The organism is Wolbachia endosymbiont of Armadillidium vulgare str. wVulC (genome assembly GCF_001027565.1).
Lineage (GTDB): Bacteria > Pseudomonadota > Alphaproteobacteria > Rickettsiales > Anaplasmataceae > Wolbachia.
Genome location: NZ_ALWU01000010.1, coordinates 428,385 through 442,371, shown reverse-complemented (window position 1 = coordinate 442,371; position 13,987 = coordinate 428,385). Strand labels below are relative to the sequence as shown.

The window sequence follows — 13,987 nt, the reverse complement described above, 5'->3', positions numbered from 1 at the left end:
GTTAAGAGAATACGCCCAATTAGCAACCATTTAAGGTTTATTTGTTATATTTATTTTTTAAGAAATCTTGATCTAAAATAAGATAATTTTTTTTAAAGAGTCTATAAATTACTAATTTTATCGTTTTATGTCTAAAATAATTTTTACCGCTTCTCTTCTTTCTTATGCCACTTTTCCTTAACTTGACGCCTATGGTTTATTTAACACTCCCATCAAAAGCTGATCTTCATTTATTTTCAGTTGCCAAGTAATTATTGTTGATGTCGAGTTCTGTTAATAATTGATTCAAAGGTAGCTGTGTACCGCAAATCTCAAGTACCATTCCTTGCTGAATAGCCTGCTCAATGTCGAATATTAGTATATCGGTATTTAATGAATCATCATGCAAGATAATAGACCTCTTGCATAACCCATATGGACAACTCCAAATTGTAAATTCCGGAAATAAGATTGAACCTCAGACTGAAGCGTTTCCTTCGATTTCTATATCTATCCACTATAATTTTGAATCTTTTGAGCAATTCTATCACATTTTCAACTACTGCTCTCTTAGCTTTTGATTTTCTTTCTTTTGCTCTTTTGTTAAGAGGTTCTTTTTCGTTTTCCTGTATGGCAATTCAACGTTTTCATGAATTTTTTGCAAACCTCTGTACCCTGTATCTGCTAGCACCTTCATTTCTGGTAAATACGCACTTTTGACTCTTTAAAAATCCAAAAATCACACACCCTGCCGTTTGAAAATGACGTACATATCACTCTCTTGCTCTCTTTTTCTATCACTACTTATGTCTTTTTATATGCTGTACTTTCGCTAATTCCATAGCTTTATGAAAATATGTACGATATTCTCTCAGTGCCATAAATAGTATGCCCTCTTCACTCAACTCTACCTCCTTTAACCTTTTTTTCCTTCCCGTAAAATCTCTACCATTTTATTAAATATTACCTTTTTTACTCCTGTTAACCTGCGAAATTTTTCATCATCCAACTCTTCTACTATTTTCACCTTTTCCCTTACTCAAAACCCATCATTGTACACTCTTCTTAGCTTTGTTCTAGTTTCAAAGAGGTTTAATGAGATCTGATGATTGTTCCATCAATTATGGAGATTTCCAAATCTGGATCTTGTTGTGCATACTTAAGTAATTTTGCCAAAATTCCCTTTTCGCACCACTTTTTAAACCTCCTATGTATACTCCTGTAATTACCGTAAATTCTTGGTCATTGGCAGCCACTTTGCCACACTGCTTCCATAAATATTCTTAACTTCTCCTCATTTTTACTGTGTATTCCTTTTGTGCTCTTTAAAAATGCAAAAATTTGCTTCCAAATTTCCTTTTTTATGTGATATTTCATACGGTAACTTCTCTATATTTATGATCATTAGGTTAAATTACTGCTTTTTTATACTTCCTGCCCTCAATTAATTTGACCTGCTAACATTTTGTTCACAGAGCCTAGATGTTTTCTACTATTTTATCGCGAGCGATTATTTTTTCTTCACTCGTATCCATATTTTTAATTTTTAAAGTTTTACTGCTTAGCTCTTCATCACCAAAGATTAATGCAGCTTTTGCATTTGCTTGATTTGCTTTTTTCATGCGGGTTTTAAGCGTTCCGCTATATTCGTGAACTACATATAAACCATTTTTGCGCAATTCATTTACAAGTATTAGAGCATGTTCTTCAGCTTCTCTACCGATTGGAATTAGGTAAATGGGTCTCTCTTCTTTTGCAACATAGTTGATTAACTCCATTATGCGTTCAATACCTCCTGCAAATCCTATCGCTGGAGTGTGTTTTCCACCTACTGAAGATACTAGATTATCGTATCTTCCACCGGCAAAAACTGCCCCTTGTGCACCTAAATCTTCTGTGACAAATTCAAATACTGTGTGACAATAATAGTCTAGACCTCGAACTAATTTGCTATTTACAGTGTAAGGTATGCCAAGAGCTTGCAGTCCATTTAACACCTGGTCAAAGAAATATGAAGATTCTTTTGTATAGTGATCACTGATTTTAGGCGCATCAGAAATTATTAATCTATCTTTCTCATCCTTAGAATCCAGTATTCTGAGTGGATTTTTGATCAACCTATTTTTGCTATCTTCTGATAGATCGTTTTGATACTTTCTAAAGTATGATATCAAAGCTTCTCTGTATTTGGTTATTGTTTCACCATCGCCCAAAGAATTAATTTCTAGTTTTACATTCCTATTGATGCCAAATTCAGTTAGTAAGTGCTGAGCAAGTGATATCAATTCAATATCAACTTTTGGATCTTCTATGCCAAAAACTTCAAAATTTATCTGATGAAATTGCCTTTGTCGTCCCTTTTGTGGTCTTTCGTAACGAAATGCAGGTCCTGTTGAGAATAATTTTATCGGTGTTTGCAGTTTTTTTTCAATGAGCAGTCTGACAATCGCTGCAGTAAATTCAGGACGCAGAGTTATGCTCTTTCCTCCTTTATCATTAAAGGTGTACATCTCTTTATTGATGATATCTGAGCTATCACCTAAAGTCTTTGTGAAAACTTCTGTGTATTCAAATATCGGAGTTTGAGCAGGCAAAAAGCCGTATAAACTTGAGATTCGATTTGCTATTTGCTCTATGTGTTTAAACTTGTACCATTCATCAAACAGGAGATCTTTTGTTCCTCTAACCGTTTGATTAGTCATAGTGTGGTCTCTATACCTGCAACCTCTGGTATGTGGTAGCTCAGCATATTCTGCACTCCTTGCTTGAGGGTAATTGCAGCACTTGGGCATCCAGAGCAAGCTCCTTGTAGCTCAACATAAACTATCCCGTCTTTATAGCCACGAAATTTGATATCGCCACCGTCTTGAGCAACTGCAGGTTTGATATAACTTTCCATCAATTCTTTTATTCTATTTACAATTTCTATATCATTCTCATCGAAAAATTCTTCATCTGGCAAGTTGTTGTCATTCACTCCTTCTTTATCTAGTGTTTTTCCACCTGAAGTAAAGTGATCCATAATTGTAGTTAAAACTTCTACTTTTAATGTATCCCAATTAATTCCACCCAATTTTGTTACTGAAATAAAATCATGACCAAAAAACACTCTTACCACATGTTCTATTTGAAAAAGATTTGCTGCTAACTTGGAGTTTTTTATTTCATCTGCATTTGAAAAATCGGCTGTTTCTCCTTCGCTTAAAATTTCAAACCCAGGAAGAAATTTTAGTGTGTTTGGGTTTGGTGTTTCTTCAATCTGGATAAACATGTTATTTACCACAATAATTATAATTGTTACTATTTAATCATAAAATGATAAAAAAATATACATGTCATTCATCTTTTTCCTTTTTTTGATATTCGCAATAATCACTTTTGTCCTGCCTAGCGTTGTTGTATTTTTTCTCTTTCTGGCGAAGAGAAATAACATAAGTTTTATGATGAACTCTATATTAAGTAAGTTTTTAAACGAATTTAATAGTGGTACAAGTTACAACAAAAATTATACTGGTGATAACATGTCTAAAGACGAAGCATTAAAAATACTGGGGCTAAATCCTGAAGCAAGCCAGAATGAAATCAATAAAGCATACCAAAATTTAATGAAGCTAGTCCATCCAGACAAAGGAGGCTCAGAATATTTTGCACAAAAGTTAAACGCAGCACGTGATAAGTTGCTGAAATAACAATTTCTTACATTGTAAAAACCTCTTTAATTTTCCATATAGATTTTGCTAGCACACATTCAATTTATATGGTATAAGGGCTAAAAATATTAGTCTTTAGGAGGGTTTATACTCACAAGTACAGAATTTAAGAAATTGGAAGATGATCTACGTTCTGCAGTGAAGGAAGAGAATTTTCAGAAAGTTAAAGAATGTGTTAAAAAAGCAAAAGAGGCTGAAACTGCTACTCTCAATTCCAACGTTATTATTAACTCTAAAGATGTGAATGGTAACTCACCTTTATCGATTGCTGTTAGTAAACAAGATTTAGAAATGATGAATTTTTTAATTGAGAATGGTGCAGATGTTAATATTGAGGATTATTTTCGTATGCCACCTATATACTATGCTGTTACGAAGGGCACTACAGAAATGATAGAGCTTCTAATCGATAAAAAGGCTAGGATTAGTGGCTACTTTTCATACGCTCGTGAAGAACGTACTCTTGTAGGTTGGGCTATAGATGAAAATAGTCCGGAGAAAGTGGAAGTCTTACTTAAGCGTGGTGCTAGCCCAAATGGTAAATTTGATCTTTACGATCACTCACAAGATTCATGTCTACATGCTGCTGTTAAAAAAAATTACTTAAGGATAGTTGAGCTTCTTATCATACATCACGCTGATGTTAATGTTCAAAACGAACAGGGACAAACACCTATATACTTGGCTATTAAATCAAAACGCCAAGAAATAATAAAGCTATTATACGATAATGGTGCTGATATTGACAATGTTAAGGACATAAGAAACGATACACCATTAGATTATGTTAAGTCATTTTATCCCGGTAAAACGATAAAAGAAATTGCTGCAGAGGCAGAAAGTGCCAATTTAAACCCAGAAGATACTACTCTTGCACCAAGTAGTGCAGTAAAACCTTCCTCTTTTATTAATAGTATATTTAGTGGGATAACTACCACCATCAGTTGCTTATTCAGCAGTGCTCCTGCTTTACCTCCTGCACAGCAAGCTGTTGCCTATTCGGCTGAAAGCCCAATTGGTTTTTCGCAAGTTGATTTTAATGGAACAGTTCTGCTAGCTGATGTGGTAATCAGAAAGTTTATCGGGAGGAAATATTCAACACCATTGGATGATTCGCTTTTGACATTGGAGCAAATTAGAGAAAGAAAGGTTAGTGCTATAGAAAGGAATATCAAGATGGCAATTAGTGAGTTTGAAGAACTTGATCAATGTCCTAGGAGTTCACTAAGTAACACAACAATATCTAAAGGTGTATGTCATCAAAAATCCCTCTAAATCAGTTAAAATAAGCACTCAAATTTGAGTGCTTATTTTTCTATCCCTTATTTCCTCTTCTCAAACACATTGCTTCTTATCAAGAGCCAAAAAATTCGAATAAGGAAGCTCGGAATGCTTTGCACAAAAGTTACATGATAGGTTGCTGAAGACCTAATTTTTAACCATTGAAAATTTTTCTCTGTAAATTTTTACTTGTGCACACTAAATTGTGTGATATAAAGCTGGAAACATTGTTCTTCAAGAGGTATTTAATGGAAAGACAAGAAATAATTGAGAGCCTGAGAAAAAAATTACTTGCTGCTATAAGCATGGGTGATTTTCAGAAAGTTAAAGAATATATTGAAGAGGCAGATCATAGACACATAAAAAATGAGATTTTGAATGATGAAAAATATAGTATGAATCCTATGCATTCTGCTACTTACATAGGTAACTTAAAGGTATTGCAGTTTTTGTGTGACAGTGGTGCTGATGTTAATACTACTATTAGCAGTCGATATTTGAGCACTCCCTTACACATTGCTGCTATTGATGGCAAACTAGAAATAGCACAATTTTTACTTGATTGTGGTGCTAACATCAATGCTACAAATTATAAAGGCTTTACACCTTTGCACTTAGCATCTTTCTATTGTCGCCCAGATATAGTAAAACTTCTGCTCTTCAACAATGCTGATACTAGTATTAAAGATATGAATAGCAAAACAGCCTTGGATGTTGTTGGAGGTTATAGAAGAGATAGATGTAATAGCAATAGTAAAATTCAAGAGATAGAATCTGTATTGAGTAGTGCAGCAAATCTTTCACTATTCCCTACCAAAGCAATTAAGATAGAATTGGAAGCTAGCAATACCACAGACTTGGCAAGTAGCACAGTGAATTCTTCCTTCACTCTTACCAGAGAAAATTTTAAAGAAGCTAGCAGCACTACAAGCAGCGCAGTAAAATCTTCTTCTTCTATTAATAGTATATTTAGTTGGGTGAGAGCTTTAACTACCGCCACACTCAATGGCTTATTCAGCAGTTCTCCTGCTTTACTGCCCTGCACAGCAGGCTGTTGCTAGAAAGATTGATTTTAATGGAACAGCCCTACTAGCTGATGTAGTGGTCAGAAAGTTCACAAGAGAAAAATATTCAATGCCATTGGATGACTCATTTTTGACGATAGAACAGATTAAAGAAAGAAAACTTAATTCTCTAGAAAGAAACATCGAGACGGCACTTAGTAAGTGTGAAAAACTTTATCAGTGTCCTGGAAGTTCACTAAGCAACTCAACAACATCTAAAGGTATATATCAAAAGTCCCTTTAAAATAAGTACTCGAGTTTGAGTGCTTATTTTTATCTCTTATTTCCTTTTCTAAAACATACTTCCTCTTATTAAGTGCTACATAACTTAAACAAGGAAGCTCAGAATATTTTGTATAGAAGTTAATGCGATAGGTTGTTGAAGACCTATTGAAAAATTTTTTCATTTCTTCTACAAGTTTTACTTGTATGCACTAAATTTTGTGATATAAAGCCGGAAACATTGTTCTTCAAGAGGTATTTGATGGAAAGACAAGAAATAATTGAGAGCCTGAGAAAAGAATTATTTTCTGCTATAAACAGAGATGATTTTCAGAAAGTTGAAAAATGTATCGAAGAAGCAGAGAGTGAACATGTAAAGAATGAGGTTTTGAATAGTAAAGAGTACGGTATAAATCCTATACGTCTTGCTACCCAAGAACGCAACTTAAAAATACTACGTTTTTTAATCGCCAAAGGTGGTGATATTAATGCTGCTACTAGTACTGTATATTTTAGTACTCCCTTACACATTGCTGCTGCTGATGATGAACTAGGAATAGCACAATTTTTACTTGATAGTGGTGCTAATATCAATGCTACGAATTATGAAGGCTTTACACCTTTGTACTTAGCATCTTTCTATTGTCGCCCAGATATGGTAAAACTTCTGCTCTTCAATAATGCTGATACTAGTATTAAGGATATGAATGGCAAAACAGCATTAAATGTTGCTGGAGGTTATAGAAGAAATATGTGTGATAGCAACACAAGACAAGAAATAGTATCTATATTGGAATATGTGACCTTTACAGTAACTATTAAGACAGTATTAGAAGTTGATGATAACTCTAACACTGCAGATATGGCAAGCAAAGAAGTTGAACAATTGACGGATGAATTATTCGCTGCCATGAATATAGGTAATTTTCAGAAAGTTGAAAAATGTATTAAAGAAGCAGAGAATATAGGTATAAAAAGCAGGATTTTGAGTAGTGAAAGATACAGTATGAAACCTATACATTTTGCTACTAACAAGTGCAACTTAAAAATATTGCAGCTTTTGCTTAATGAAGGTACTGATATTAATGCTACTAGTACTGAATATCTTAGTACTTCTCTACACATTGCTGCTATTCATGGTGAACTAGAATTAGGACAATTTCTGCTTGATAGCGGTGCCAATATCAATGCTGCAAATTATAAAGGTTTTACACCTTTATGCTTAGCATCTTTTTATTGTCAATCAGATATGGTAGAACTCCTCCTCTGTAATAATGCTGATATTAATATTAAAGATATGAATGGCAAAACAGCATTAGATATTGTTGGAGGTTATAGGAAAGACATATGTAATCGCGATAGTGAAATGCAAAGAGTAATATCTATATTGAGTGGTACCGTTTCAACTGATTGTAAAGCGATATTAGCTTCTACTAGAGTCAGCCTTAAAGCAGCATTGGAATCTGGCAGCACTACAAGCAATGCAGTAAAACCTTCTTCTTCTATTAATAGTATATTTAGTGGGATAACTACCGCCATCAGTGGCTTATTCAGCAGCGCTCCTACTTTACCTCCTGTACAGCAATCTGTTGCATATTCAGATGAAAGGCCCATTGATTTTTCACAAGGTAATTTGCATGGAATAGTCATGTTAGGTTATGTAATGTTCAAGCATTTTACAGGGAAAAAATATTCAGGACGACTGGACGATTCACTTCTCACAATACAAGAAATTAGAGAAAGAGAGCTTAACACTATGGCAAAAAACGTTGAGAGCATATTTAGTAAGTGTGAAAAACTTTATCAGTGCCCTGAGAGTTCGCTAAGCAACTTAACAATATCTAAAGGCATGCATCAAATGTCCTTTTAAAATAAGCACTCGAGTTTGAGTGCTTGTTTTTCTATCTCTTATTCTCTTTTTTCAAGCATACTGCTTCTATCAAGTACCAAAAAATTCGAATAAGGAAGCTCGGAATGCTTTGCACAAAAGTTACGTGATAGGTTGCTGAAGATCTAATTTTTAATCATTGAAAATTTTTCTCTGTAAATTTTACTTGCGCGTACTAAATTGTGTGATATAAAGCCGTAAACATTTTTCTTCAGGAGGTATTTGATGAACGAGGTGGAAAGACGGGTTAAGAACTTTATAGATGAGTTATTTGTTGCCATAGAAGAACATAATCTTGCAAAAGTTAATAAATATTTCAAAACTGCAGCAAGCATGAAACTAAAAAATAAGATTTTTATTAGTGAAAAATACGGTATGAAGCCTATAAGTTTTGCTGTTAAAGAAAACAGCTTAAATACATTGAGGTTTCTGGTTAATAATGGTGCCAATGTTAATGCTGCTAGTAGTGAAAGTTTGAGAGTTGCCTTGCACATTGCTGCTGAATATGGCAGAGAAGATGCAGGACAGTTGTTACTTAGTCGTTATGCTAAGATCAATTTGCAAGATATAACGGGTAAGGTGCCTTTGCACTTAGCGTCTTTCCATTGCCAAGTGGAAATGGTGGAACTTCTTATCAAGCATGATGCTAACATTAATATAAGAGATGCGGGTGGTAGAACACCACTAGATGTTGTTGGAGATGATCCAAAAGCTATATGTATCAGTAATACAAGGCAAAAAATAATATCTACATTAAAATGTGCTGATAAAGTTAACTGTCAGCCATTAGCTTCTAGGACAAATCTTAAGGTAATAAAAGCTAGCAGTCATGGTAGCACAATCGCGTCAAGCAGCGCAGTAAAATCTTCTTCTTCTATTAATAGTATATTTAGTTGGGTGAGAGCTTTAACTACCGCCACACTCAATGGCTTGTTCAGCAATTCTCCTGATTTACCCCCTGCACAGCAGCCTGTTGCTGGAAAGATTGATTTTAATGGAACAGCCCTACTAGCTGATGTAGTGGTCAGAAAGTTCACAGGAGAAAAATATTCAATGCCATTGGATGACTCATTTTCGACGATAGAACAGATTAAAGAAAGAAAACTTAATTCTCTAGAAAGAAACATCGAGACGGCACTTAGTAAGTGTGAAAAACTTTATCAGTGTCCTGGAAGTTCACTAAGCAACTCAACAACATCTAAAGGTATATATCAAAAGTCCCTTTAAAATAAGCACTCAAACTTGAGTGCTTATTTTCGTGAAATCTATTCTTTAAATTTAAACTTTTTATTGTGCGTTGTAGGTAAGTTGTTACAATAAAATGAGTTAAGGCGAAAAAACTTTAAGTTATGGAAGATGGTAGCAAAAAAGAAATAATAGAAGAAAAAGGTATATTAGGTTGGATAGAGTATAGGCTTCCTATATTTTCTTTTCTAAAACACACTGCTTCTTATCAAGTACCAAAAAATTTAAATTATGCTTGGAATTTTGGTTCTTTAGCTGGTATAGCACTAATTTTGCAGATAATAACAGGTATATTTCTTGCTATGCATTATACTCCGCATGTTGATTATGCGTTTAATAGCGTGGAGCGTATAATGCGTGACGTAAATTACGGATGGTTGATACGCTACACTCATGCTGTTGGAGCTTCGCTTTTTTTTATGGTTGTATACGTCCATATAATGCGTGGATTGTATTATGGATCTTATAAGAGGCCACGAGAGATGGTGTGGTTTATTGGCATATTTATATTTTTTGCAATGATGGCAACTGCCTTTGTGGGGTATGTTCTTCCCTGGGGGCAAATGAGTTTTTGGGGTGCAACAGTCATAACCAACTTATTTTCAGCCATACCCCTGGTTGGCAATGAAATAGTTACATGGTTATGGGGCGGTTTTTCTGTTGATAACCCAACACTTAATCGTTTTTTTGCACTGCATTATCTTCTGCCTTTCATTATTATTGCTTTAGCTATGTTGCATGTTATTGCTCTACACAGATTTGGTTCTAGTAACCCAAGTGGAATAGAAATCAGGTCAGATAAGGATACCATTCCATTTTATCCTTATTATATAGCAAAGGATTGCATAACTTTTGGCTTATTTTTTATAATTTTGTTTGCATTTGTTTTTTATGCCCCTAATTATCTTGGGCATCCTGATAATTATATAGAAGCTGATCCTATGGTAACTCCAGTACATATAGTGCCAGAGTGGTATTTCTTACCTTTTTATGCGATGCTGCGTTCAATTCCAAATAAACTTATTGGTGTACTTACCATGTTTGGGTCTATTTTAGTGTGGTTTCTTTTGCCTTGGCTTGATCAATCAAAGGTTAAAAGTGGTGCTTATCGTCCACTGTTTAAGAAATTTTTTTGGGTTTTTGCAGTAAATTTTGCATTTCTTGCTTGGCTTGGCGGTCAGGAAGTCAAAGAGCCTTACATCACTTTAAGTAGGCTTTCAACTCTTTATTACTTTTCATACTTTGTGATAATTTTACCTTTACTTAGTAAGTATGAGAAACCAAAAGAACCACCAAAAACCATAAGTGATTCTGTGCCGGAGATGAAGTAATGTCAACTCAAAGCAAATTCCTTACAAAATTCTCTGTCATCCCAGCTTCACAACTTTATGAACATTGTACACAACACACAGCGTCATTTCGCTATCTTCTGTTGTCATCCCAGTGCTTGACACTGGGATCCAGATATAAAAATACTTATAAATCATGCAATGAACAACAAATTCTGGGAGTGCACGATAACCATAATGTCAGTGATGAAATAAACTGGATTCCAGTGTCAAGCACTGGAATGACATCAATTCGAAATTTACTAAAACAGTGGTTACGCATGGGATCTAATGTATTTGCAGTCTTTTGCATGTTATTCCTGTCTAGTTTTATATCTGCAGAAGAATTCACACCATCACCAAATAAGAAGATGGATTGGAGTTTTAATGGGATTACCGGATCTTTCGATAGAGAGTCAGTTCAGCGTGGCTATAAGGTATACAAGGAAGTCTGTGCTGCTTGCCATTCAATGAATAGAATAGCGTTCCGTAACTTGCAAGATGTTGGTTTTTCTGAAGAGGATGTAAAACAAATCGCAGCCTCTTATCAAGTGAAAGATGGGCCAAATGATATGGGTGAAATGTTTGATAGGCCGGGAGTATCTTCGGACTATTTTATTGCACCTTTTGACACGAAAGAAGCAGCTGCAGCAAGCAACAATGGCGCAATTCCACCGGACTTATCATTAATTGTCAAAGCAAGACATGATGGTGCAAATTATGTCTATTCACTACTAATTGGTTATCAAAACGGTGAACATGATGAGAACGGTTTATATTTTAATCCATATTTTTCAACAGGTAGGTTAGCTATGGCACCACCGCTTTCTGAAGGAATGGTAGAATATGATGGTGCAAGGCAAGCCACAGTTGAAAATATGGCATATGATGTGGTAAATTTTTTACAATGGGCAGCGGAGCCAGAGCTGGAACGCCGACATAAACTTGGGTTAAAAATAGTGACATACTTTATAATTTTGACGGTGTTTTTTGTATTAACTAACAACAGGATTTGGAGCAAGCTCTATAAAAAGAAAAAATAGAGTTTTTTTATGTTCATTCTTTTATACCTTATTTACACTAGCAAATGTATTATATAATAATAAATACATTATGAAAATATAAAGGTATGGAATTTCAAATAGTTACACATTTTCAGCCAGCTGGAGATCAACCACAGGCAATAGATAGCTTAGTTGAAGGGCTAAATAACAACAAAAGAGATCAGGTTTTGCTTGGAGTTACCGGCTCTGGAAAAACTTTCACTATGGCAAATGTTATTGCAAGAACAAACAGGCCTGCGTTAATTATGGCGCATAATAAAACTTTAGCGGCGCAGCTTTACGAGGAGATGAGAGGATTTTTTCCCCACAATGCTGTTGGATACTTCATTTCTTATTATGATTATTATCAGCCTGAAGCTTATTCGCCACAAACTGACACTTATATTGAAAAAGACTCTTTAATAAATGAAAGAATTGATATGCTACGTTACTCCGCTGTCTGTTCGCTTTTGGAGCGCAGGGACACAATTGTAGTTGCCAGTGTTTCCTGTATATACGGTCTTGGTTCGCCTGAAAGTTACCTCAATATGACTATATCCCTTAATATTGGAGATAAAGTGCGTGTTAATGATTTCCTGAGTAATTTAGCTGATCTTCAATACAAGCGCTCTGATGTTAGATTTGAGCGAGGATATTTCAGAGTGCGTGGCGACATTATCGATATCTTTCCTACCTATTATGAAAATAAAGCTTGGCGTCTATCATTGTTTGGTGATGAAATAGAAGAAATTTTTGAAATCGATGCCATGACTGGCAATATTATCAGACGCATAGATAAAATCACCATTTTTCCAAACAGCTATCACATTACATCACGTGAAACTCTATTGCAAGCAGTTCAGCTGATCAAAAAAGAACTTCATGAACGCTTGGATTATTACTATTCACAGAACAAAATTGTTGAAGCAAAGCGCCTTGAGCAGCGTACTAATTTTGATATTGAAATGATGATGGCAACGGGAGTGTGTAAAGGTATTGAAAATTATTCTCGTTATCTTTATGAAATGAAAGCAGGGGATCCACCGCCTACGTTGTTTGAGTATTTACCTAAAAATGTAATTTTATTTGTTGATGAAAGCCATGTAACCGTTCCCCAGATAGGTGCAATGTATAGTGGCAATGAAGCACGTAAAAAGAAATTGATTGATTATGGTTTTAGGCTCCCTTCTGCTTCTGATAACCGTCCATTAAAATTTGAAGAGTGGGAGGCAATACGGCCCCAAACTATTTACGTTTCGGCTACTCCTGGAAAATACGAATTAGAAAAGACTAATCATGCATTCATAGAGCAAGTTATCCGCCCAACAGGACTCACAGATCCCATCTGTACCATAAAACCAACAGAGAATCAGGTTGATGATGTAATTCACGAGGCGCAAGTAACAATAAAAAAGGGATTTTGTATTCTAATTACCACATTGACAAAAAAAATGGCTGAAAAGCTAGCTGAGCATATGAGTGAGCTCAGTATGAAAGTAAATTATCTGCATTCAGATATTGGTGCACTGGAAAGAATTGATATTATATGTAAATTAAGATCGAAAAAAATCGATGTTCTAATTGGTGTTAACTTACTGCGGGAAGGTCTTGATATTCCCGAGTGTGGGTTAGTTGCAATTTTGGATGCTGACAAAGAAGGATTTTTACGATCGGAGACTTCACTCATTCAAACGATAGGCCGTGCTGCACGCAACGTTGAAGGCAGAGTAATTTTATACGCAGATAAAATGACTAATTCTATGGATCGCGCACTGAAAGAAACTGAAAGGAGAAGAAAGAAACAGACAGAGTATAATACACTGCATAATATTGTACCAAAAACTATAATAAAGCCTATATCAAATACTTTACAGGAAAAAGTGGTAGTTGAGAATTTTAATAAGGATGATCTAAACAGTTTGAAAAAGCAAATGTTGAAGCATGCTGAAAATTTAGAGTTTGAAGAGGCGGCAAAAATAAAAGGTATTATTGAAAGATTTAATAATAGACCCATTGAATAACTGGAAAAAAGACGAATAATTAATAGCTAAACTGACTTTGATTTACCAACAATTTGAAAAAACATCATCCGAGTGGCAGAAAAAAGGTATCTGTTCAGGTGCATGACTAATAAATATTGAAATCAGTGCTTCCTTTCTTGTCATCTAAGTAACCTCTGTAGTGTCGTTCCTGTAGCCCCTTCGGTGTCATCCCAGTTCCCTCTTTC

General features: G+C 34.9%; 13 protein-coding genes and 1 pseudogene. 9 read left to right on the top strand and 5 right to left on the bottom strand.

The window, feature by feature from the left end; genetic code table 11:
- Positions 1-226 precede the first annotated feature (226 nt).
- From wVul_RS09300 to wVul_RS07635, 5 genes and pseudogenes are all read right to left on the bottom strand, one after another.
- On the bottom strand, positions 227-388 hold the full coding sequence (locus tag wVul_RS09300) for a hypothetical protein (protein WP_153295711.1): 162 nt from the start codon (positions 386-388) through the stop codon (positions 227-229).
- Positions 381-1,006 (bottom strand): annotated as a pseudogene (locus wVul_RS09295) (transposase family protein). Before wVul_RS09295 ends, wVul_RS09300 begins: the two are co-directional and overlap by 8 nt.
- A gap of 215 nt (positions 1,007-1,221) precedes the next feature.
- Positions 1,222-1,356, bottom strand: a complete 135-nt coding sequence (locus tag wVul_RS10115; RefSeq protein ID WP_255351250.1) for a hypothetical protein — start codon at positions 1,354-1,356, stop codon at positions 1,222-1,224.
- Between the two features lie 101 nt (positions 1,357-1,457).
- A complete protein-coding gene (hisS, locus tag wVul_RS07640) occupies positions 1,458-2,681 on the bottom strand; it encodes a histidine--tRNA ligase (RefSeq protein ID WP_047759777.1) in 1,224 nt (407 codons plus the stop codon).
- A complete protein-coding gene (locus wVul_RS07635) occupies positions 2,678-3,250 on the bottom strand; it encodes a NifU family protein (protein ID WP_047759776.1) in 573 nt (190 codons plus the stop codon). Before wVul_RS07635 ends, hisS begins: the two co-directional genes overlap by 4 nt.
- A 169-nt stretch (positions 3,251-3,419) precedes the next feature.
- On the opposite strand from wVul_RS07635, the gene wVul_RS07630 reads away from it, so the two are divergent.
- The 9 genes from wVul_RS07630 (at position 3,420) to uvrB (ending at position 13,781) form a co-directional block, all read left to right on the top strand.
- Complete coding sequence (locus wVul_RS07630; protein WP_237349939.1) at positions 3,420-3,668, top strand: J domain-containing protein; 249 nt, start codon at positions 3,420-3,422, stop codon at positions 3,666-3,668.
- A gap of 135 nt (positions 3,669-3,803) precedes the next feature.
- Positions 3,804-4,964, top strand: coding sequence for an ankyrin repeat domain-containing protein (locus wVul_RS07625; RefSeq protein WP_238580448.1), 1,161 nt, complete (start codon positions 3,804-3,806; stop codon positions 4,962-4,964).
- Between the two features lie 254 nt (positions 4,965-5,218).
- Complete coding sequence (locus tag wVul_RS07620) at positions 5,219-6,031, top strand: ankyrin repeat domain-containing protein (protein WP_238580447.1); 813 nt, start codon at positions 5,219-5,221, stop codon at positions 6,029-6,031.
- Positions 5,976-6,278, top strand: a complete 303-nt coding sequence (locus wVul_RS09980) for a hypothetical protein (protein ID WP_238580446.1) — start codon at positions 5,976-5,978, stop codon at positions 6,276-6,278. Before wVul_RS07620 ends, wVul_RS09980 begins: the two co-directional genes overlap by 56 nt.
- A 240-nt stretch (positions 6,279-6,518) precedes the next feature.
- Positions 6,519-8,126 (top strand): ankyrin repeat domain-containing protein, encoded by a 1,608-nt coding sequence (locus tag wVul_RS09290; protein ID WP_153295709.1) that lies wholly within the window; start codon positions 6,519-6,521, stop codon positions 8,124-8,126.
- A 243-nt stretch (positions 8,127-8,369) separates the two neighbouring features.
- On the top strand, positions 8,370-9,371 hold the full coding sequence (locus wVul_RS07605; RefSeq protein WP_047759773.1) for an ankyrin repeat domain-containing protein: 1,002 nt from the start codon (positions 8,370-8,372) through the stop codon (positions 9,369-9,371).
- A 122-nt stretch (positions 9,372-9,493) separates the two neighbouring features.
- On the top strand, positions 9,494-10,720 hold the full coding sequence (locus tag wVul_RS07600; protein ID WP_047759772.1) for a cytochrome b: 1,227 nt from the start codon (positions 9,494-9,496) through the stop codon (positions 10,718-10,720).
- A 278-nt stretch (positions 10,721-10,998) separates the two neighbouring features.
- Positions 10,999-11,760, top strand: coding sequence for a cytochrome c1 (locus tag wVul_RS07595; RefSeq protein ID WP_047759771.1), 762 nt, complete (start codon positions 10,999-11,001; stop codon positions 11,758-11,760).
- Positions 11,761-11,846: 86 nt separating this feature from the next.
- Positions 11,847-13,781: an excinuclease ABC subunit UvrB gene (gene uvrB, locus wVul_RS07590; RefSeq protein WP_047759770.1), complete on the top strand. Its 1,935-nt coding sequence runs from the start codon at positions 11,847-11,849 to the stop codon at positions 13,779-13,781.
- The last annotated feature ends 206 nt before the right edge of the window (positions 13,782-13,987 follow it).